This is a genomic window from Streptomyces botrytidirepellens, assembly GCF_003721215.1.
Classification (GTDB): domain Bacteria; phylum Actinomycetota; class Actinomycetes; order Streptomycetales; family Streptomycetaceae; genus Streptomyces; species Streptomyces himastatinicus.
This window is the reverse complement of sequence record NZ_RIBZ01000882.1, coordinates 1-20711: the sequence shown is the minus strand read 5'-3', so window position 1 is coordinate 20711 and position 20711 is coordinate 1. Positions and strand designations below refer to the sequence as shown.

Annotated in this window: 20 protein-coding genes and 2 pseudogenes; 14 read left to right on the top strand and 8 right to left on the bottom strand. The window is 70.5% G+C overall.

Features of this window, described 5'->3' with window-relative positions; genetic code table 11:
• The first annotated feature begins 379 nt into the window (after positions 1 to 379).
• Together EEJ42_RS49150 and EEJ42_RS49145 are read left to right on the top strand one after the other, a co-directional pair.
• Positions 380 to 931 (top strand): zinc metalloprotease, encoded by a 552-nt coding sequence (locus EEJ42_RS49150; RefSeq protein WP_246098035.1) that lies wholly within the window; start codon positions 380 to 382, stop codon positions 929 to 931.
• Positions 928 to 1602, top strand: coding sequence for a hypothetical protein (locus EEJ42_RS49145; RefSeq protein ID WP_123108630.1), 675 nt, complete (start codon positions 928 to 930; stop codon positions 1600 to 1602). Before EEJ42_RS49150 ends, EEJ42_RS49145 begins: the two co-directional genes overlap by 4 nt.
• A 107-nt stretch (positions 1603 to 1709) precedes the next feature.
• On the opposite strand, the gene EEJ42_RS49140 is transcribed toward EEJ42_RS49145, so the two are convergent.
• Genes EEJ42_RS49140 through EEJ42_RS49130 form a run of 3 tightly spaced genes read right to left on the bottom strand, consistent with a single transcriptional unit; the run spans position 1710 to position 3831 of the window.
• A complete protein-coding gene (locus tag EEJ42_RS49140; protein WP_246098033.1) occupies positions 1710 to 2387 on the bottom strand; it encodes a hypothetical protein in 678 nt (225 codons plus the stop codon).
• Positions 2387 to 2896 (bottom strand): RNA polymerase sigma factor, encoded by a 510-nt coding sequence (locus tag EEJ42_RS49135; RefSeq protein ID WP_123108628.1) that lies wholly within the window; start codon positions 2894 to 2896, stop codon positions 2387 to 2389. The genes EEJ42_RS49140 and EEJ42_RS49135 overlap by 1 nt, the downstream gene beginning before the upstream one ends.
• A gap of 59 nt (positions 2897 to 2955) precedes the next feature.
• On the bottom strand, positions 2956 to 3831 hold the full coding sequence (locus EEJ42_RS49130; RefSeq protein ID WP_246098031.1) for a LysR family transcriptional regulator: 876 nt from the start codon (positions 3829 to 3831) through the stop codon (positions 2956 to 2958).
• A gap of 125 nt (positions 3832 to 3956) precedes the next feature.
• Between EEJ42_RS49130 and EEJ42_RS49125 the strand changes: the two genes are divergently transcribed.
• The 7 genes from EEJ42_RS49125 (at position 3957) to EEJ42_RS49095 (ending at position 11522) form a co-directional block, all read left to right on the top strand.
• Positions 3957 to 4922 (top strand): hydroxyacid dehydrogenase, encoded by a 966-nt coding sequence (locus EEJ42_RS49125; RefSeq protein ID WP_246098029.1) that lies wholly within the window; start codon positions 3957 to 3959, stop codon positions 4920 to 4922.
• A gap of 20 nt (positions 4923 to 4942) precedes the next feature.
• A complete protein-coding gene (locus EEJ42_RS49120; protein WP_123108652.1) occupies positions 4943 to 6094 on the top strand; it encodes a mandelate racemase/muconate lactonizing enzyme family protein in 1152 nt (383 codons plus the stop codon).
• 42 nt (positions 6095 to 6136) lie between these two features.
• Entirely contained in the window at positions 6137 to 7450 is a 1314-nt protein-coding gene (locus EEJ42_RS49115) for an ABC transporter substrate-binding protein (protein WP_123108625.1), read from the top strand.
• 48 nt (positions 7451 to 7498) lie between these two features.
• Positions 7499 to 8443, top strand: coding sequence for a carbohydrate ABC transporter permease (locus EEJ42_RS49110; protein WP_123108624.1), 945 nt, complete (start codon positions 7499 to 7501; stop codon positions 8441 to 8443).
• Positions 8433 to 9320, top strand: a complete 888-nt coding sequence (locus EEJ42_RS49105; protein WP_123108623.1) for a carbohydrate ABC transporter permease — start codon at positions 8433 to 8435, stop codon at positions 9318 to 9320. The genes EEJ42_RS49110 and EEJ42_RS49105 overlap by 11 nt, the downstream gene beginning before the upstream one ends.
• 4 nt (positions 9321 to 9324) lie before the next feature.
• Positions 9325 to 10107 (top strand): sugar phosphate isomerase/epimerase family protein, encoded by a 783-nt coding sequence (locus EEJ42_RS49100; RefSeq protein ID WP_123108622.1) that lies wholly within the window; start codon positions 9325 to 9327, stop codon positions 10105 to 10107.
• A gap of 104 nt (positions 10108 to 10211) precedes the next feature.
• Positions 10212 to 11522, top strand: coding sequence for a cytochrome P450 (locus EEJ42_RS49095; protein WP_123108621.1), 1311 nt, complete (start codon positions 10212 to 10214; stop codon positions 11520 to 11522).
• On the opposite strand, the gene EEJ42_RS49090 is transcribed toward EEJ42_RS49095, so the two are convergent.
• Complete coding sequence (locus EEJ42_RS49090) at positions 11519 to 11989, bottom strand: pyridoxamine 5'-phosphate oxidase family protein (RefSeq protein WP_123108620.1); 471 nt, start codon at positions 11987 to 11989, stop codon at positions 11519 to 11521. The two genes, EEJ42_RS49095 and EEJ42_RS49090, sit on opposite strands and share 4 nt — an antisense overlap.
• A 133-nt stretch (positions 11990 to 12122) precedes the next feature.
• Between EEJ42_RS49090 and EEJ42_RS49085 the strand changes: the two genes are divergently transcribed.
• The gene (locus EEJ42_RS49085; protein ID WP_123108619.1) at positions 12123 to 12959 is read left to right on the top strand and encodes an EamA family transporter; all 837 of its coding nucleotides are present in this window, start codon (positions 12123 to 12125) and stop codon (positions 12957 to 12959) included.
• A gap of 253 nt (positions 12960 to 13212) precedes the next feature.
• Here the strand turns inward: EEJ42_RS49085 and EEJ42_RS49080 are convergent, their stop codons facing one another.
• The 4 genes and pseudogenes from EEJ42_RS49080 to EEJ42_RS49065 all read right to left on the bottom strand — a co-directional run bounded on the left by EEJ42_RS49080 (position 13213) and on the right by EEJ42_RS49065 (position 16044).
• The gene (locus EEJ42_RS49080; protein ID WP_184503635.1) at positions 13213 to 14118 is read right to left on the bottom strand and encodes an esterase/lipase family protein; all 906 of its coding nucleotides are present in this window, start codon (positions 14116 to 14118) and stop codon (positions 13213 to 13215) included.
• Between the two features lie 194 nt (positions 14119 to 14312).
• Positions 14313 to 14489: pseudogene (locus EEJ42_RS54835) on the bottom strand (helix-turn-helix domain-containing protein); the annotation flags it as partial.
• A gap of 306 nt (positions 14490 to 14795) precedes the next feature.
• The gene (locus EEJ42_RS49070; RefSeq protein ID WP_123108617.1) at positions 14796 to 15107 is read right to left on the bottom strand and encodes a hypothetical protein; all 312 of its coding nucleotides are present in this window, start codon (positions 15105 to 15107) and stop codon (positions 14796 to 14798) included.
• Positions 15108 to 15225: 118 nt separating this feature from the next.
• The gene (locus EEJ42_RS49065; RefSeq protein WP_123108616.1) at positions 15226 to 16044 is read right to left on the bottom strand and encodes an NAD-dependent epimerase/dehydratase family protein; all 819 of its coding nucleotides are present in this window, start codon (positions 16042 to 16044) and stop codon (positions 15226 to 15228) included.
• Positions 16045 to 16261: 217 nt separating this feature from the next.
• Here EEJ42_RS49065 and EEJ42_RS49060 point away from each other — a divergent pair, with 217 nt between their 5' ends.
• From EEJ42_RS49060 to EEJ42_RS49045, 4 genes and pseudogenes are all read left to right on the top strand, one after another.
• Positions 16262 to 17239, top strand: a complete 978-nt coding sequence (locus EEJ42_RS49060; protein ID WP_123108615.1) for a 5-dehydro-4-deoxyglucarate dehydratase — start codon at positions 16262 to 16264, stop codon at positions 17237 to 17239.
• A complete protein-coding gene (locus EEJ42_RS49055) occupies positions 17236 to 18393 on the top strand; it encodes a hypothetical protein (RefSeq protein ID WP_123108614.1) in 1158 nt (385 codons plus the stop codon). Before EEJ42_RS49060 ends, EEJ42_RS49055 begins: the two co-directional genes overlap by 4 nt.
• Positions 18394 to 18899: 506 nt before the next feature.
• Positions 18900 to 20090 carry an AAA family ATPase gene (locus tag EEJ42_RS49050; protein ID WP_123108613.1) on the top strand — a complete coding sequence of 397 codons (1191 nt, stop codon included), beginning with the start codon at positions 18900 to 18902 and terminating at the stop codon, positions 20088 to 20090.
• A pseudogene (locus EEJ42_RS49045) lies at positions 20087 to 20711 on the top strand (hypothetical protein); the annotation flags it as partial. The gene EEJ42_RS49050 and the pseudogene EEJ42_RS49045, both read left to right, overlap by 4 nt.

Sequence of the window (20711 nt, the reverse complement as noted above, 5' to 3'; positions counted from 1 at the left end):
CACCGGCTACGGGACGTCCCCTAGGGGGGCACCGCCTCAAGTAGGAGGACATTGCCGCATTGCTCCTTCTTGAGGCGGATGCCTGGGTGCGCGCCGCCTGTGAAGCTTGGCCTCGAACATCGACACGGCAAATGCGGTGCGTGTTCGGTAAACGGCTGACCGCCTCGGTAGGCAAGAGCGAAGCAGCCGATCAACGGGGGATCAAAAGGGGGAAGGCAGTACATTTCAGGATGCGTTGACTTTTCGCATCCCCATTTCCTTTCGGATCCTTTCCTGCGGCCTGACATCCAGGACAAGGATTTCTCGCGCTGCACCAACCGTGGAGAAATGCGCTTACGCATTCGGCCAAGCCGCCTGCTCAATTCACGGAGGAACAGTTTTGAACCGAAGATATCCGCGTGCGTTACTGACCCTGACGTCGTGCGCCTCGCTGGCCATCGTGGGCACCCTGGCCGGGTCGACACCCGCCCATGCCACGTACTACAGCGGGGGCATGCCCAAGCGGTCGTTCAGCGTCAAGACCGTCGGCATCAACAGCCAATGGGTCAAGTACTTCGACACCGGTCGCAAGAACTGGAACACCGCCGGTGTCGGCGCGAACATCAAGCGCAAGTCCAGTGCCAAGCCCAGCTTCACGGCCAACCGCTACAACGGGAGCTGGTACGGCCTGTATGCGCCGTCCGGGTCGCGGCCGAACCGGTCCTTCAAGATCCAGGTCAATGCCAGGACCATCGACCGGGACACGGATTCCATATCCCAGTACGACAAGTGGGTTCGGAGCACCGTTACGCATGAACTCGGACACGGGCTCAGCCTCGACGACAATCCGAACACGAGCAAAGCGTCGTTGATGAAGCACAGTCGTAACCGATCGACGGTGCAGAAGCCGCTGGCCTATGACAAGTCCGAGGTGAAGAGGATCTACACGTGACCGCGAGACGGAACATCCTCATCACCGGGACGGCGCTGCTCGCCGCCTTCGCCGCCGTCGGCTGCTCCGCGGACGGTGAATCCAAGAAGGCCAAGTCCACGGCGGATTCGGACACCATGGCCTATCACGCGGACTATCCCGAGTACTCCTCGCTCGACGCGGTCATCAAAAAGTCCGACGTCGTCGTCAAGGGAACCGTGGTCAGTAGCCGGGTGGAGAAAATGCTGCCCGAGGCGCCCTCAGGCGACGACCCCGCCACCAACCCGCAGGCCGGGCTGTCGCCCGCCGAAGCCAAGGCGGCCAAGAAGGCGGCCGAGGCGGACCCGATCATCGTCACCGTCTCCAAGGTGAAGGTCTCCCAGTCCCTCGCCGGGGATGTGGCCGTCGGGGACACCATCGAGGTCAGCCAGCTCGGCGGCGCGTACAAGGGCGTCACGTACCAGGAGAAGGGCACCACCATGCTCGCCAAGGGCGGACCGCAGTACGTGCTGATGCTCGCCGACCACGGCGGCAAGAACCCGTACGACCTGGTCAACCCGGAGCAGGCGCTCTACACCGTCGCATCGGGCGGCACGGTCAAGGCCGTGTCGGGTGCCGGTTTCGACAACGCGGGCAAGATCGGTCAGCTGGCCGCCAGGGCGGACAGGATCGCCAAGAACCGCACGCGGTAGCCACGACCCCGAGCACCACACCCAGCTGGTGCGCCACGGATCGTCCGTGGCGCACCGGCGCTGTGTCACCTGCGCTGTGTCACCGGCGCCGTGTCATCGGCGCTGTGTCACCGGCTCGGCGGTGCGAGTCGGAGCGCCTTGCGGACGCCCGGGCTCAGTGCCACGTCGTTGTCCCGCGCGGGGACTGCCGTGCCGTCATCGACCGTGTACCAGCCCTGGGTGGTGTTCACCAGGAAGAAGCTTCCGTCATCGCCCTTTTCGAGCAGGAGGACGTACTCCTTCCCGGCGGTGAGGTCGGCGGTCTCGGGCCCGGAACCGGGGGTCGTGTAGGACACCTGGATGGCATCGCCCGACGGCTCGCCCTTGGCGGTCGCCATCACGTTCGCCGTGGCCACCGTCGTGGGGATGTCGTCGACGGTCTCCTCGCGTCCGGCGCCGAGCCGCGCCCGTACGATCACGGTCGCCGCGCCTTCCAGCCTGGCCGTGCTGCCGAAGTAGGGCTCATCGGCCATGGCACCGCCGCCCGGGCTCGCCGGGTCGGTGCTCGGGTTGGCCGGGTCGTCCTGGAGGCTGAAGAAGGTGACGCCGCCGATGGCGACGGCGGCCCCGCCGGCCACGGCGGCCATCAGGAAGCTCCGCCGGGGCGACCGGCGAGCGGGCGCGGGGGCGGCGGCGCCACCGGGGCCGACCAGCGCGGCCAGTTCGTCGGCGGCGCGCGCCGACAGGCCCTCGTGTGCCGCGTCCGGGACCGGGTTGGCGTTCTTGATCAGAGGCTTTACGCGCATCACACGGACTCCTCGGGCCGATCGTAAACATGACGGAACGCTTTGCGGGCTCGGTGCAGCCGGACCCATACCGCAGACGTACTGCACCCGAGGACTTCACCGGCTTCCGTGGCGCTGAGTCCGTCCCAGTAGCTCAGCAGCAGGACCTCGCGGTGAGCGGCCGGAAGCCGGTCGAGGGCGTCGAGCACCGCGTTGTCCTGGCCCGACGCCGGGGCGCGGCCCAGCGCGTCGGCGATGGTGTGGTGCAGCTCCGTCAGGCGTGCCACGGAGCGGTAGTGGTTGCTCAGCAGGTTGCGCGCGGTGACGAAAAGCCAGCCTGTTCCCACGTCCTGACCGGCCGTCATGCGCTCCCACGCGGTACGGAAGACCTCGGCGGTCAGTTCCTCCGCCGCTCCTCGGTCGCCCGACCGCCGGTGCACAAAGGCGCACACCCGCGGATGGTCGCGGACATACAGGGCCGTGAACCGCGCGGCGCGGTCACGGTCGCTCCGGGTCTTCAAGGTCTCCACACCCTCTATATGTCGTGGACCCGGCGCATCCTTACCGATCGGTTCCAAGACTTTTCCCGTCAGCGACGGCCGAGGGCGTCGGTCAGGCGGTGGAGGGCCGGGTTGGGGCTGTCCGGGCTCCAGCAGGCGTGCAGGGTGACGGAGTGGGCGTCGGCGGGGGCCAGTTCGCGGTAGCGGACGCCGTGCACGCCCATGGTCATGATCGAGCGCGGGATCAGCGCGCAGCCCAGGCCCGCCCGGACCAGGGCGAGCATGGTCGGCACCTGGGAGGTCAGCTGGCTGACGGCGTAGCGGTCGACGCCGATCATGGCGGCGCAGATGTCGTGCAGATAGCGCGAGCCTTCGGGGCTGTAGCCGATGTAGTTGTTGGTCACCTCCGAGAGGGGGACGGGGCCGGTGCCCTCGGCGAGGGCGTGGGTGGCGGGAACCGCGAGGACCAGGTCCTCCGAGTGGATCAGGACCGACGCGTAGCCCTCGGGGATCGGCGGCCGGACGAGCCCGAGGTCGATCCGCAGGTCGCCGAGCGCGGTGAACTGCTCCGGGCTGACCATCTCGGACAGCTCGACCGCGACGTTGGGGATGCGGCGTTTCACCAGGTCGAGGACGTCGGCGAGGATCGCGTACGCCCCGATCGAGGTGAAGCCGAGGCGCAGGGTGCCGGTGTGGCCCTCGGCGGCGTGGCGGGTGGCGACGGGCGCGGCGTCGAGCAGCGCGAGGACCCTCCGGCAGTGTTCGAGGAGCACCTGCCCCGCCGCGGTGATGCGGGCGCCGCGGCCGGTGCGTTCGAAGAGGACGACGTCGAGGGACCGTTCCAGGGCCTGGATCTGCCGGGTCAGCGGGGGCTGGGTCATATTGAGCCGCTCGGCGGCCCGTCCGAAGTGCTGTTCCTCCGCTACGGCGACGAAGCCGCGCAGCTGCTGCAGCGAAAGGTCCATGCCGTCAAGGTATCGCGCCATGCGAAATCGGGCTTGGACGTGCATAACGCCACGTCCTACCGTCAGGACACCAGCGCACAGCCGTCCGCCTCCGAGGAGCCAGGTTGTCCAGAATCGCTGTTGCCATGACCCCCCAACGCGCCGCCGACGTCTGCGGCCCCGACGCCCGCCGCCTGATCGAGACCCGTTACGAGGCGGTCTGGGCCGGGGACCGGCTCAGCGCCGACGACGTGGCGGCGCTGGCCGCCGAGTGCGACGTCCTGCTGACCAGCTGGGGCACCCCGCACCTGGACGCCTCGATCTGGGCCGACGGGCGCGGGCCCAAGGTGGTCGCCCACGCGGCCGGGTCGGTGAAGAGGCTCCTCGACCGGGAGGTGCTCGACCAGGGCGTGGCGGTGTTCTCCGCAGCGGGCCGCATCGCCTGGTCGGTGGGCGAGTACTGCCTCGCCGCGATGCTCACCCTGGCCCGCCGACTGCCCCGGTTCGACGCCGCCGTGCGCGGCGGGGGCTGGAAGCAGACGGGGTTCCGGGGCGGCGAACTCGCGGGCCGCCCGGTCGGCATCCTCGGCGCCAGCTCCACCGCGCGCGCCCTGATCACGCTGCTCAGGCCGTTCGGCTGTGACGTGGTGGTGTACGACCCGTACCTGGGCGAGGAGCGGGCCGCCGCGCTGGGTGTGCGGACGGCCGGTCTCGAGGAGACGCTGCGCTGCCCGTTCGTCTCGCTCCACGTCCCGGACCTGCCGGAGACGCGGGGGCTGGTCAGCCGCGCGCTCATCGAGCAGGTGCCCGACCACACCATCGTCGTCAACTCCTCGCGCGGCCCGGCGATCGACCAGGTCGCGCTGCTGGAACACGTCCTCGCGGGCAGGCTGCTCGCCGCGCTGGACGTCTTCGACCCCGAACCGCCCGTCCTCGACGCCGCCGTCCTGGGCTGCCCGGACCTGCTGCTCTCCCCGCACATCGCGGGGGACACGGTGGACGGTCACCTGGCGCTCGCCGGATATGTGCTCGCCGATGTCGCCGACTGGCTGGACAAGGGTGCCCGCGGGCCCAGCTTCGTCGATCCTGCTGCGTGGCCGACGGCCGCCTGAGCCCGTTGGGAGAAGTGCACATGTCGCGCATCACGGCGGTCGAGGTCTTCCCCGTAGCCGTCCCCTTCGCCCGGCGGTTCGTGCTCGGCAGCGGAGCCGTCGGCGCGCCGGACCAGGCCGCGCCGGACCAGGCAGGCTCGGTGATCTTCGTGCGGCTGACCACCGAGGACGGCGTGGTCGGCTGGGGCGAGCAGCGGGCCCTGCCCAGCTGGAGCTACGAGACCGCCGAGACGATGGCCGTGATCATCAAGCGGCACCTGGCCCCGATCCTGCTCGAACTCACCCCCTTCGACGTGGAGTTGTTCCACGCCCGGGCGAACCGGCGGCTCAGCCCCGCCGTCTCCAACGGCTTTCCGTTCGCACGGGCCGCCGTGGACATCGCCATGCACGACGCGGCGGGCAAGCTGGTCGGCCTTCCGGTCCACGCCCTGCTGGGCGGCGCGACGCGGGACGAGATCCCGCTCTGCTCGGCCATCGGCGTGGGGGAGCCGTCCGCGGTGCGCGAGCACGCCCGGCTGTCCTCGGACTACGCCGCGTACAAGGTGAAGATCGGCGGGGACCTCGCCGCCGACGCCGCCGCCGTGGGAGCCGTCGCGGAGGTCGCGGCGGGCAAGCCGCTGTGGCTCGACGCCAACCAGTCGTACCGGCCCGCCGCGCTGAAGCGGCTGCTGGACGCCGTACGCGACGTACCGGGCATCGCGTGCGTCGAGCAGCCCGTGCCCAGCACGGACACCCTCGCCCTGCACCGGCTGCGCGGCATGATCGACCTCCCGGTGGCCATCGACGAGGGCAGCTTCACCGCCCAGGACCTGGCGCGGGCGATGCGGCTGGACGCCGCCGATCTCGTCGTCATCAAGATCTGCAAGGCGGGCGGCATCCGCAACGCCCTCAAGAGCGCCCATGTCGCCCAGGCGGGCGGCCTGGAGGTGCTCGCCAGCGGGCTGACCGACTGCGGTATCGGCTTCGCGGCGGCCCTGCACCTGTTCAGCCAGCTGGAGCTGGCGCTGCCCGCCGAGCTGAACGGGCCCGAACTCCTGTCGGATCTCTATGTCGACAAACTGGAGATCGTCTCCACCACCGCCACCGCGATCGTCCCCACCGGCCCCGGGCTCGGCGTCGAGGTGGACGAGGAACGGATCCGCGCCGAGTCCCTGGACCTGGCCTTCGTCTGACACACCGTTGATCCAACGAGTTGATCCAACGAGGAGACGACGATGTCTTCTTCCCCCTGTTCCCGCCGCTCTCTCCTCAAGCTGGCCGCCGCCGGAGGACTCGCCGCCACCGGCGCCCTGACCGGCTGTTCGACCGGCCCGCCGCCGGGCACCGCCACGTGGTCCATGTGGTCCAGCAGCCCCGAAGAGCTGAAGGTCTGGAACGACTTCAGCCGCTACGTCGAGAAGACCATGCACGTCCGGTCGCTCTCGTCGCTCACCCCGTCCGCCGGGTACGCCCCCAAGCTGGACCTCCAACTGGTCAGCGGAACGGCCAGCCTGGTCACCGCGCTCAACGGCTGGATGATCCCCACGTACGCCGCGCGCGGCTCGCACCGGGCGCTGGACGACCTGATCGCCCAGGACCCGGACTTCGACCAGGACGACTTCTACCCGGCCAGCCAATCCATCTCGTCCTTCGCGGGCAAGACGTACGCCATCGGCTTCGACGTGGCCCCGGCCGTGCTCTATTACAACAAGACGCTGCTGGACAAGGCCGGTATCGCTCCCCCGTCCCGCACCGAACCCATGACGTGGGCGGCCTTCCGGGAGCTGGCCATCGAGCTGAGCGGGCCGAAGGGGCAGTACGGGTTCACCTGCGCGCCGCTCATGGACGACCTGATCTCGTGGATCTACAGCGCCGGTGGCAACGTCATGAACGAGAAGCAGGACGCCTCCGCGCTGGACAGTCCCGAATCGCTGGACGGCATCAATTTCCTTGTCGATTTGTTCGTCAAGGACCGCGTCACCCCGCCCATCAGCAACCTGGTCACCGAGGACGCCCTCGCCAACTTCCTCCAGGGGAACGTCGCCTTCATGCAGAACGGGCCCTGGCAGGTGCTCAACGTCCGCGACGCGAAGTTCGCATGGGACATCGTCCCCTTCCCGGCCGGGCCCGCGGGCAGCACCCCGCGCGTCTCGGGCTCCAGCTTCGCCATCCCGTCGGGCGTCGAGGGCGACGACCTGGATCTGGCGTGGCGGCTGCTGAAGACCCTGACCAGCACCGGAGCCCTGGACATCTACGCCCGCGCGGGCCGCAACAACCCGGCGCGGTATTCCGCGGGCAGCGCCTTCGAGCCACCGCCCGCCAACCTCGGCATCGTCCAGCAGATCCTGGCGGGCAAGGTCGGCGGCGGGCATCCGTACGACGTCACCACCAACTGGAACCGGGTCAAGCAGCTGCTCGCCCAGGACCTGCCGCGGGCCTTCCTCGGCGAGGTGACGGTCCCGGGCGTGCTGCGCGGGCTCACCCCGCAGCTGGACGTGCTGATGCGGCAGCACAAGGACGCCGTACGGCAGGCCACTGAGAACGCCTGACTTCTGTTCCCACGCCCGCTCGACGTCAGCACAGGGAGGACCACCACCATGGCCGTCGAGGTTCACACCGCCGCCCCCGGAGCGCCGCCGAGACCGCGGCCGCCCACTGCGCGCAGCCGGTGGCGCCGCTCGGAGACGCTGGCCGCCTGGCTGTTCCTGCTGCCCAGCCTGGTCCCGTTCCTGATCTTCACCGCCGGGCCCGTCGTCGCGGCGGGTGTGATCTCGCTGCTCGACTGGAACCTGTTCAGCCCGCCCAGCTTCGTCGGCCTGCACAACTTCGCGCGGCTCGGCCCCGATCCGACGTTCTGGTCGGCGCTCGTCAACACCGTCTACTTCACGTTCGTCACCGTGCCGCTGACCCTGCTGGTCAGCCTGGCGCTGGCGCTCCTGCTCAACCAGGGGCTGAAGCGCATCGCCGTCTTCCGTTCCCTGTTGCTGCTGCCCTACGCCACCATCTCCGTCGCCGTGGCCTTCGTCTGGATCTGGCTCTACATCCCCCACGGCGGCCTGATCAACTCCCTCCTCGGCGCCTTCGGCATCGACGGACCGGCGTGGCTGGTCTCCGACACCTGGGCGATGCCCGCGCTCGTCGCGATGAGCGTCTGGAAGAGCTTCGGCTTCGGCATGGTCATCTTCCTCGCCGGGCTCCAGGCCATCCCGCAACAGCTCTACGAGGCCGCGCGGGTCGACGGGGCCTCACCGTGGCGCAGTTTCCGCGGCGTGACGCTGCCGCTGCTCTCCCCGGCGATGTTCTTCGTCGTCGTCACGTCGGTCATCAGCTCGTTCCAGGTCTTCGACCAGGCGCTGGTCATGACGAACGGCGGGCCGGGCGTCCACACCACCACCCTCGTGATGTACATCTACCAAACGGGATTCCTGAACTACGAGCAGGGCTACGCGGCCGCCCAGTCGATCGTGCTGTTCGCGTTCATCGCGGTGATCACGGGGATGCAGTTCCTGCTCCAGCGGAGGCTGGTCCACTATGACAACTGACGTCCCCTCCCGGCCCGTCGTCCCCGCCCTTCCTGCGCTGTCCGCCCTGCGCCGCTCGCCCGTCGCGACCCGGAAGCTGCTGGTCTTCACCTGCTTCCTGGTCACCGCGGTCACGCTCACGCCCATCGTGATGATGGTGCTCGTCGCGTTCCAGTCCGACAGCGAGTCGATGGCCGCGCAGCCGTCGTTCTGGCCCGGCACCTGGCACTTCGACAACATCAGCCGCGCCTTCGAGCTGGTTCCGCTCGGCGGCTACCTGGTCAACACCGTCATCTTCGCGGGCGGGACGACGCTCCTGGAGACGGTCACGGCGGCGCTTGCCGCGTACGCCTTCGCCCGGCTCAGGTTCCCCGGCCGTGGTTTCTTGTTCGGCATCTACCTCGCCACGCTGATGATCCCGACGCAGGTCACGCTCATCCCGCAGTTCATCCTGGTGGCCAAGGCACACGGCGTGGACACCTGGGCGGGGATGATCCTGCCGCACGCCTTCACCGCGCTCGGGGTCTTCCTGCTCCGGCAGTTCTTCCTCAGCATCCCCCGGGACTACGAGGAGGCGGCGCGGCTGGACGGGGCGAACCGCTGGCAGGCGTTCACCCGCGTGATCATCCCGCTGGCCGTCCCGGCGATCGCCACCCTGGCCGTCTTCAAATTCATCACCCAGTGGAACAACCTGCTCTGGCCGCTGGTGATTTCCAACAGCGACTCCACGCGGACGGCGTCGGTCGGTCTCCAGGTGTTCCAGTCCGCCAACGGCACCCAGTGGAACCTGTTGCTGATGGCGGCCACCATCACCACCGTGCCGCTGATCGTGATCTTCTTCCTCACCCAGCGGTGGTTCGTGCGCGGCATCACCATGAGCGGACTGGGAGGCCGCTGAACCCATGACATTCCTGTGGTCCGTCTTCACCAAGCCGTGGTCCCGGCTGCCCGGTGACGAGCTGGGCAAGCTCGTCGCGGGGCTCGGCTTCTCCGGCGCCGAGGTTCCCGTACGGGACACCGCTCATGTCACTCCGGACGCCGCCGAACGGCTGTTGCCCGCCTTCGCCGCGCAACTGAGGGCCGAGGGGGTGGAGGTGATCAGCGTCGCGAGTGACCTCGGCGAGCCCGTCTTCGCGGCGTGCGGTGCGGCGGGCGTGCCGATGATCCGCGTCATGGCCGAACTCGGCCCCGACGGTTACGCCGCCTCCGTACGCCGCGTACGGCAGCGCCTGGAAGCCGCCGCGCCGCTCGCGGAGCGGTACGGCGTACGGGTCGGGGTGCAGCCGCACCACGGGCGCTTCGTCTCGTCGGCGCTCGGGGTGCTGGACCTGCTCGACGGGCTGCCGGTGGAGCACTTCCAGGTCGTGTGGGACGCCGCGCACGACGCCCTGGCGGGCGACGACCCGCGGATGACGCTGCCGCTGGTGGCGGGGCGGCTGGGGATCGTCAACCTGAAGAACGCGATGTACGTCGAGACTGATCCGGCAGACGGGTCGGTCGGCGGGAACTGGAAGCCATGGTTCGTACCGGGGAGGGAGGGCCTGTCCAACTGGTCGGTGATTCTGGGGCAGTTGACGGAACTGGGCTACGCGGGCCCCGTCTGTCTGTCCGGCCAGTACTCCGACCCGAGCGTCCCGGTCGAGGAGCGGTTGGTGGTGGACCTCGCGGCGGCGCGCGGCGTCTGACACGGCGTACCGTACGGGGCGGTTGTTACGAGCGTTGTTGTCCCGAGCGTCGTTGTTCCGAGCGTCGTTGTTCCGCGCGTCCGACGAGTGAGCAGGAGAGCGCATTGGCCACCGCAGCCCCGCAGGGCGTCCCCGTCCCGCTGCTCGACCCGGCCGCCGTCGAGCGGTGGCGTACGTCCTCCGGTGCGGTGGTCGACCTGCTGACCCAGGCGCGCGAACTCGGCGGGGTCAGCGCCGTACGGCTCGGCCCGCGCCCCACCGTCCTGGTCACCGACCCGGACGCGGTGCGGCACGTTCTCGCCCTGCACCCCGACCGCTACGTCAAGCGCTCCCACCGGGGGCGCGTGCTCGTCGGGGACGGGGTGCTCTCGGCCACCGGGGAGCCGTGGAAGCGGCAACGCCGCCTGCTCCAGGCCCAGTTCACCGGCGCGGGCATCCGCCGCTACGAGCAGCGCATCGCCGCCGCCGCGCGCCGGACCGCCGACCGCTGGGCGGTCGCCGCCCGTACCGGCACCCCGACCGACGTCCGCGAGGACATGCGCTTCTTCGCCCTCGACACCATCTGGCGCTCCCTCACCGGCCACCCCCTCGACGAGACCACCAACCGCGAACTCGCCGCCGTCGAGGCGGTGGGCGCCGCCCTCCCCACGACGCCCTCCGCATCGACCGACCTGGACGCGCTGCGCGCCACCGTGGCCGCCGACCTCGCGCGCATCGACGCCGTCGCCGAACACGCGATCGCGGCCGCCCGCCGGGGAGAGGCGGGGCCCGAGGGCCCCGGCCTGCTGCGCGTCCTGGTGGACGCGGGGGAGACCCGTCCCGAATACACCGACCAGCTCATCCGCGACGAACTGGTCACGCTGCTGACCGCCGGACACGAGACCACCGCCACCACGCTGGCCTGGCTGTACCTGCTGCTCGACCGCCACCCCGAAGCCCGCCGCTGGGCCCTCGACCAGGGCCCCGCGGACTCACCCGAGCGCGACAACGCCCTCCGGGCCCTCGCCTCCGAGACCCTGCGGCTCTACCCCTCGGCGTGGCTGCTGCCGCGTCACGCCACCGAGGACGACACCCTCGCCGGATACCGCGTCGAGGCGGGCACCGACATCTTCGTCTGCCCCTACCTCACTCACCGCGACCCGGCCCTGTGGCCCGACCCGGAGTGCTTCGACCCCTCGCGGTTCGCCGCGGCGGAGGAGGACCGCCGCGCCGTGCCCCACGGCGCGTACTTCCCCTTCGGCCTCGGCGCCCGGGCCTGCCTGGGCGCGCAGTTCGCGATGCGCGAGATGGTCGAGCTGCTGAAGCACCTGCTGCCCGCCTTCGTCCCCGCGTTCCGGGCCACCCCGACGTCGACCGTCTTCGGCATCACGGTCCGCCCGGACGGCCCGATGCCCGCCACGATCACGGCCCCTTAGTCGTTTCCGAAGTCCAACGCCGTCCCGTACAACCGGTCCACCTTCAGCCGGATGACCACGCGCCGCTCGGCGACCAGCTGCTCCAGGAACGCGTCCTCGGCCTCCGGGTCCTGCGGCTTCGCGGCCTCCGGCAGCATCGCGAGCAGCTCCCGCCCGATCGCGTCCCCCGGCACCGTCGTCACCTCGGAGACCGAGGCGTCCCCCTCGGCCACGGCGAACGACCACGGGTCGCCGCCCTGCACGTGCAGCGCCGTCCGCGGATTGCGCCGCAGGTGCGTGACCTTGACGCGGTCCGCCGTGGTGGAGAACCGCACGATGCGGGCCTCGGGGTCCCAGCCGTACACCATGGTGGTGAGGTGGGGGTGGCCGCTGCGCTTGACGGTGGCGAGCGTGCCGAACTGCTGGGCGGCGAGCAGTGCGGAGGCGTCGTCGTCGGACAGCGGGCGTGGTGCCGGAGTCTGAGTCATGCCGCGATCAACCGGCGAGGTCGGCCCGGCATTCCCTGAGGCCAATGAAATGTACCGCGCGGTTGATTATTTGACACCGCCCGGGTGGTGCGGCTTACGGTCTGGGCGTTCCAATCACCAGGGGGGATGTGCTGTGATCGCTCTGCTGCTGGCTCTGGGCAGCTCACTCGCCTACGGCTGCGCCGACTTCCTCGGCGGCCTGGGCGCCCGTAAGGCCCACGTACTGCGCACCGTGATGATCGCGGCGCCGGCGAGTCTCGCCATCGAGCTGCTGCTGTGGCCGCTGCTCGGCGCCTCGTTCAGCCCCGGCGCCCTCGGCTGGGGCGCCGCGTCGGGCGTCGCCTCGGCCGCCGTGTTCGCCCTGCTCTACCGCACCCTGGCCATCGGCCCCATGAACGTGCTCTCGCCCCTGGCCGCCCTCGTCTCCGCCGCGCTGCCCGTCGCCGTCGGCCTGCTCCAGGGCGAACACCTGGGCACCGCCGGGCTGGTGGGCCTGCCGCTCGCCCTGCTGGCGGTGGTCCTGGTCAGCGCCGGCCACGGCGCGGGCGCGGCGCGCCCCTCCCGTACGGCCCTGCTGCTGGCCTTCGGCGCGGGCGCCGCCATCGCCCTCCAACTCGTCTTCCTGCACCAGGCGCCGTCCGACAGCGGCGTGGCCCCCCTGCTCGTGGGCCGGGCGGTCTCCTCGGCCGTCACCCTGACCGCGGCCGGACTGCTGCGCCGCAAACTGGGCCCCGAACGGCCCGCGTACGCGATGTCGGCCACCGCGGGCATGCTCGACTCCCTGGCGAACCTCCTCTTCCTGCTCGCCTCCCGCAGCGGCGACCTCGCCGTCGTCGCCGTGATCACCGCCCTCTACCCGGCCGGTACGGTCCTCCTCGCCCGCGGCGTCCTCGCCGAACGCATCCACCGCGGCCAACTCGTCGGCCTGGGCACCGCCGCCGTAGCCGTCAGCCTCCTCGCCCTGACCTGAACCCCTTGGTGTGACACCACGCCCCTTGCGGTCAGCGGCTGCGCGTCAAGCCGAAGGTGAGCCGGGTGCACATGCGGTGGAGGACCCCGGCGGATGCCGGGGTCCTCGGTCGCGTGGCGGTGGGGTCAGCGTCGCTCACTGGAAGGGCTGACGGTGAGGTACACCCCGAAGCTCCTGACCCCCGGCTGGTCCGACAGCTGTTGCCGTCCCGAATGCCGGGCCTCGACAGACTGTGCGGTGGCGGAGTGGAGGATCACCACCGGCTGTCCCAGTACAGGGCATTCATGGTTGCTCGGAGGGGGGCGGCGCCGCGCGGCAGGGACCCCCACGCGCCGCCGTTGTTGGTGTACCGGAGCGGGTACACGCCCCGCCTCGTGGTACGCAGCGCACTGTGGCCGAGCCCCGATCGATCCGAGTACCGCACCAGATGCTGTGCCCCGATGTCAGTAGGGGCGGCGTTCCCGGCGCTGACGGACCAGTCGGCGTTCGAGCCGATCAGGGTCCAGTCCGTTCCCCCCTGCGCTTGGGGAAGCTTCTTTCCGAGCCAGCGCCGGAAGGTGCCGTTCGGGTAGTACATCTCCCGGCACTGAAGGTCGGAGAGGCAGTGGACCGCGAATGCGGCCTTGTGCGGAGTGCCCAGGGTGACGACATCTTCCACGAGCAGCTTCTTCGGCCAGCTCGGGTCGCCCTGGTTGTATCCGGCCAGCGCAGCACGGGCGATGAGCCCGCCCATGGAGTGGCCGACGAGGTCGACGGTCTGCCCCTTGGACGAATACATCCTGTAGATCTGCCAGGCAAGTCCACGTCCCAGATCCCTTATGGACGTGTCGCCGGTGCCTTTCCCGCCCGGGTCGATCCGCACATCGCACCCCCGGTCGTCCGTCTTGTAGAAGCCGACGCGGTGTAACTCTCCCTTCCACTTCTTGAACAGCTTGGCTGCGGAGTTCCACTTCGCACCGCACGTGTCGCCAGGCGTGTACCCCTTGATGAAGAAGACCGGACGCTGCGTGCTGTTCTCCCTCGGAGCCGCCGAGGCCCCGGCCCGGGTCTGATGGCCCGAGGCCGCATCGGAGGAGGGGGCAGCACTAGCCGCGGTGGTCCCCGTGAGGAGGAGAACGGCGCTCACCGTGAACGCCGCGAGGGATGAGTGGAGCCTCATCTGAACCCCCGTTGGTTGTGGACGCTGAATGCCTGATGCGAAGCCCCGGTCCGAACAGCCTTCCGACCTGCGTTGACGAGGTGTCCGGGGGCTTCGGGCAGGCTGGACGACGTCAAGCATGCCGAGGGGGTTGGCTCGCGTCCTTGTCAATCCGCGCAGGCTTGTTGACGATTCGCGCACACCGTGTGCGGCAGGTTTCTGTGGTCCCGCGGCGGTATCCCGTACGCGGCCCGGAACAGGCGGCTGAAGTGCGCGGGGTCGGTGAAGCCCCAGCGGGTGGCGATGGCCTGGATCGGGCGGGCGTTCAGGCGGGGGTTGGCCAGGGCGAGGCGGCAGCGTTCCAGACGGCGGTGGCGTATCCAGGCCGCGGGCGACGGCCAGCGAGTGAAGCGCACCCGATGGGGCATGCGCGATCGTGCTGCGGCTTCTTCCCACAGCGCGGACCGTTCCGGCGCTTCCACGGTGTCCGTGCTGAACTCCGTCACCAGCGTTCCCGGCCCCCCAATAGCCGGTTCCCCGCGGCATTGAACGTGGCATGGGAGGTGTAACGGAGTCCAGCACTCCTTCGGTCACATGTGCCGCCACACGCCTCGTGGCGGCCTCGACGTCACCCCAAGGGAGGTGCGGGAACGAACTGTTGCAGGTGCGGGACGGTCAATCCCGGCTTTCCCCTGCTTTCAGTTCTTCCTGGCCTCCACGTCGTAATAGGCCAGCTTGCTGTTGCCGCAGCTGATTCCGAACTTGTAGCGGCCCTTCCCGACCCACGCGCCGTAGTGTTCCGTTCCGTCGTAGCAGCCCGCCATTGCTCGGGCGTGGCCGTACGGCACGGTGCAGTCGGCGCTCCAGCTGGTCCTCTTCAGCTTGTAGTTCTTGCACGTGACCTGGTCGTACTCATCTGCGGCAGCAGGGGTGGCCGAGATGAGGACACCTCCTGCCGACACCGTGCTGAGGAAAGCCGCGCCGAGTGCCAGTGCGATCTTGTGCTTCATCGTGTCCCTCCCGTTTGTGTTGCAGCCTGATGATCATATGAGGCCGGCAACGCATGACACGGGATCACCTGCCCTTGGGGCGCGGCGTGTTGTGGGGCGCCTTCTCGGGCGGTAGGGCTCAGTGGGGCCAGATCGGGGGGTTGGTGCAGAACGCGCCGCCCAGGTTGGCGTGGTCGGGGTTGGCCGGGTCCAGTTCGCCGTGTTCGGCGATGAGCTTCGCGGCGTACGGCTCCGAGTCGTCCTGGGGGTCGTAGCCCAGCGCCCGGGCGGAGGACAGGTCCCACCACAGGCGGGTGTTGTTCGAGCTGCCGTACACGACGGTGTAGCCGACGCCCTCGGCGGTGAGGGCGGCGTGCAGGAGGCGGGCGCCGTCGGCGGGGCTCATCCAGATCGACAGCATCCGGACGTTCGTCGGCTCGGGGAAGCAGGAGCCGATGCGGATGGCGACGGACTCGATGCCGTACTTGTCCCAGTAGTACGAGCCCAGGTCCTCGCCGAAGGACTTGGAGATGCCGTAGTAGGTGTCCGGGCGGCGCGGGGTGTCGATCGGGATCAGCGGGGCGTCGTCGCCGACGGGGCGGGGCGTGAAGCCCACCGCGTGGTTGCTGGACGCGAAGACGATCCGGCGGACGCCCGCCTCGCGGGCCGCCTCGTAGAGGTTGTACGTGCCCTGGATGTTGGCGGCGAGGATCTTCTCGAACGGGGCTTCCAGCGAGATGCCCGCCAGGTGGATGATCGCGTCGACGCCCTCCACGGCCCGCCGCAGCGCGTCCTTGTCGGCGAGGTCGGCGATGATCGCGTCCGGGGCGTCGGGGATGGGCGCGACGTCGAACAGGCGCAGCTCGTAGCCGTACGGGGGCAGCAGCTCGCGCATCAGGGTGCCCATGCCGCCGGCGGCGCCGGTGAGGAGGATGGTGCGGGGAGCGGGCGCGGACATGGGCGGATCTCCTCCGTACGGACGCCGGATGGACGCTGGTGGGGCGTATATGTGCATCGCGTTCAGATGCATGGACAACGTAGGGATTGTGGGTGGGGGCGTCAAGGGTGATCGATGCGCGCGCCGACTCTTGACCGGTACGCGACGGCTGCCTTACGGTAAGCGCGTTCATGAATATAGATGCCGGTCAGAAACGTGCACGCGACAGGGAGAGCCCGTGACCACAGCCCCCTCAGCCTCGGCATCGCTCGCCGAGCGCCTAGACGGACTGCTGTTCTTCCCCGTGACCGCCTATGGGCCCGACGGTGCCCTGGACCTTGACGTGTATCGCACCCATGTACGCCGGGGCATCGAGGCGGGCGCGGGGGCCGTTTTCGCGTGCTGCGGGACGGGGGAGTTCCACGCGCTGACCCCCGAGGAATTCCACGACTGCGTCACCGTGGCGGTGGAAGAAGCCGCGGCGGTCGAGGCCGCGGGCGGAGTGCGGGTGCCGGTCGTCGCGGGCGCCGGATACGGGACGGCGCTCGCCATCCAGTACGCCGAGCTCGCGGAGCGGGCGGGGGCCGACGGGCTGCTCGCCATGCCGCCGTATCTGGTGGTGGCGGATCAGGAGGGGCTGGTCCGGCACTACACCGCGCTGGCGGGGGCCACGGGGCTGGACATCATCGTCTACCAGCGCGACAACGCCGTCTTCGCGCCCGAGACCGTGGCACGGCTCGCGCAGGTGCCCGGGATCATCGGGCTGAAGGACGGGCTCGGCGATCTGGACCTGATGCAGCGGATCGTGAGCGCGGTGCGGGAGGCCGGAGCGGAGGAGGGGTTCCGGTATTTCAACGGGCTGCCGACCGCCGAGCTGACCGGGCTGGCGTACCGGGCGATCGGGGTGACGCTCTACTCGTCCGCCGTCTTCTGCTTCGTACCGGAGGTCGCGCTGGCGTTCCACCGGGCGTTGATGGCTGGTGAGGACGACGTCGTCAACCGGCTGCTGGACGGCTTCTTCCGGCCGCTCGTCGAACTGCGCAACCAGGGGCGGGGATACGCCGTATCCCTGGTCAAGGCCGGGGTGCGGTTGCGCGGGCTGGACGTGGGCGAGGTGCGGGCGCCGCTGAGCGAGCCGAGCGCGGAGCATGTGAAGGCGCTGACCGAGCTGATCGAGCGGGGCCTGGAGCTGGTGGGGGAGGGTGGTGCGAGGTGAAGTCCTCCGCCTTTGTGTACCCGTGGGACGTGGTGGGCGACCCGGACGCGGCGGCGCGCATCGCCGACCTGGGCGTACAGCAGGTCACGCTGGCCTCGGCGTACCACTCGACGCGGGCCCTGACCCCTCGGCACCCCGAGCACCGGATCGTGACGGCGCGGCATTCGGCGGTGCTGTATCCGGTGGACGAGGCGCGGTGGGCCGGGCGTGCGCTGCGGCCCTACGAGCAGACATGGGTGGCCGGGGCCGACCCCTTCGGGGAGGCGGCGGAGGCGTTGGCCGGGGCCGGGCTGGAGGTGCACGCGTGGGTCGTGCTGGCCCACAACTCCCGGCTGGGGGACGAGCATCCGGGCACGTCCGTGCGGAATGTGTACGGGGACCGCTATCCATGGGCGCCGTGCATCGGGCGGCCCGAGGTACGGGAGTACCTGGTCGACCTGGCGGCGGAGGCGGCCGTGCGGCCGGGGGCTGCGGGTGTTGAGCTGGAGTCGTGCGGTTGGTACGGGCTCGCCCATCTGCACGCCCACGACAAGATCGGTGGGGTGGGGCTGGGGGAGGAGGCCCAGTACCTGATGTCGCTGTGCTTCTGCGAGTGCTGTTGCGCGGGGTACGAGGGGCTGGGGGCGTCTCCGGAGGAGCTGCGGGCTGCTGTGCGGGGTGCCTTGGAGCCGGTGTGGGCGGGGGGTGCGCCTGGAGTGTTGAGCGCGGATGTGGCGGGCGTCTTCGCGGCGTGGCGGGACGGCGTGGCGAGTGGCTTGCAGCGGGACGCGGTGGCGGCGGTGCGGGCTGCGGCGCCCGGCGGTTTTCAGGTGCTGCTGCACGCGGTGCCCTCGCGGCGGGCGGTGGGCGCCAACGTGGGCGTCGATCCGGCGGATGTGCTGGCGCACGCGGATGGGGTGGTGTTGCCGTGTACGGGCGACGCCGCGGTCCGTACCGCGGTGCTCCCGCCGTTCGTTCCGCACCGGGGGGAGGGGACGGTGCTCGCCGCGAACTTCACGGTGGTGGCGGGGATGGGGGGTCGGCCGTCCTCGCTGGCGGAGGATGCGGCGCATGCGGTGGAGTTGGGCGCGGATGAGATTCGGCTGTACCACGCGGGGTTGGCGTCGGATGGGGATTTGGGGGAGGTGCGGAAGGCGCTGGGGCGCCTGGGGTGACCTTTCCCCCACCCCGCCCCTACCCGACCCGGGGCTCCGCCCCGGCCCCCGGTCGGGGGCTCCGCCCCACCCCCGCCGGGGCTCCGCCCCCGGACCCCGCTCCTCTCGGGCATGCTCAACCCCGGTGACCGGTTTCCCGGCAACCGCTACGTGATGAGCCTGGCCCAGCATCCGCCGGAGCCGCCCACCTCGAGGCCGTCCCCGCCGCGCGGATGCCGGGAATCTACTTGTTGAGCCGGCGTGGTTGGCGTCGACGGTAGAGAGCGAGGTACCGCTGGGACTGACCTGTGCACCCCGCCCGGGCGGACCCGCGGTCCACGAGCGGGCCGTGGTGTACTTCGTGCGTAATCGTTCTTCCCCAGCTACCGCTGCGAGGTGCCTCCTGGCGGAACGGGTGGGCTCCCACCCACTCGGCCGCGCCCGCGTGCGAAAGGCGCCACCACCACCCACCTCGTCGTAGCGTCGTCCCGTCAGCCCAATCGGGCATCGCGGGCGAGGAGTTGGATATGGACGTACACGACACGGCCAAGCGGCTGCGGGCGATCGGCGACGAGCTGTCGGACCGCTTCTACGAGCGGGCCGACGTCGTGCGGACGCTGATCGTCACGCTGCTGGCCGGGCAGCACTCGCTGGTGCTCGGGCCGCCCGGGACGGCGAAGTCCGAGATGGCGCGAGAGCTGACGGGGCGGGTCGAGGGGGCGGCGTACTGGGAGATCCTGCTGTCGAAGTTCACCGCGCCGACGCGGATGTTCGGTCCCATCGACGTCGCCGCGCTCGCCCGGGGCGAGTACCGCCAGGTGTACGACGGGCGCGCCACGACCGCGCACATCGCGTTCATCGACGAGATCTTCAAGTGCTCGACGGCCGCGCTCAACGAGACGCTGGGCTATCTCAACGAGCGGATCTACCACCCCGAGAGCGGCGGCGAGCCGATCCGTTGTCCCCTGATCGGGGCCATCACGGCGAGCAACGAGCTGCCCGGCGGGGAGGATTCGGCCGCGATCTACGACCGGCTGCTGGTACGGATCGAGGTCGGGTACCTGGCGGACCCGTCCAACTTCGCCGCGCTCGTACGGTCCGCCGTCGGCCGTCCGGCGGCGCCGCCGCGGACCACGGTCGAGCTGGCCGCGTTGCAGCACGCCGTGGCCGAGGACGTCCCGGCCGTGGACGTACCCGACGCGATCGTGGACGCGGTGTGCACGCTGCGGGCCGCCCTGCGGCGCAAGGAACTCGTCGCCTCCGACCGGCGCTGGCGGCAGGCGGTGGGGCTGCTCCAGGCGTCCGCGTACCTCGACGGCCGTCCGGAGGTCGGCGAGGCCGATCTGTCGGTGCTGACCCATGTGCTGTGGGATTCGCCCGCGCAGCGCCCGACCGTCGAGCGCGAGGTGCTGCACCTGGTCAACCCCGACGCCAAGGAGGCGCTCGACCTGGCCGACACCATCGAGGAACTGGAGGCCCAGCTCGACGCCATGGCCGGGCAGTCCCGCGAGGCGCTGAGCGAGTGGGTCATCAAGAAGGCCCACAACCAGCTCGCCATGGCGGGGAAGCGGCTGGAGAAGCTGCGGGAGGACGCGGCGCGAGCCGGGCGTTCGACCGCCGCCATCGACCGGGTCACCGGCCGTCAGCGCGCCGTCCGCGCCCGCGTCCTCACCGAGGCGCTCGGCGTGGACGCGAACATGGTGCAGGCCCAGCCGTGAACAGCCTCGACGAGCTGGCGGACCTCGGCGGGACGTGGCTGGCCCGGTGTGCCGCCGCTCCCCGGCGGCACACCGGGGCCGTGGTCGCGGACCGGTTCGACCGCGTCACGTGGCGCGATACGTACGAGCAGTCGGCCGGGCTGCGGGAGGTGGCCGAGGAGCTGACGGCGCGCTACGAGTACGCCAACGACCTGTTGGCCGATGTGTTCCTCGCCGCGTACAAGGTCGGTCCGCGGGTGCGGGAGCCGGAGGAGATGGACCCCTCCCGGCTGGTCAACCACCAGGTCATCACCGCGCTGGTGGAGTCACGGCAGTTCGCCGAGCTGCACCGGGAGACGGCCGGTGACCCCTACGCCGCCGCCATGGCCGTACTCGCCCAGGCCGCCGCGCTGCGCGGGATGCTGGAGCGTTTGCGGGAGGCCCAGGAGCGGGGTGAGCGGGCGGGGAAGGTCCAGCGGGACGCCGAGGGGGCGGCGAGTGTGGTGGGCGAGGCGCTTCAGGGGGCCGCTGACGAGGGCGATGCGGACGGCACCGTGCCGGGCTCGGCCGCCGACGCCGTACGACGGGCCATCGGCGCCGCCGAAGCCGCCGAGGCCGCGGCGCGGCAGGCCGCCGACGGTG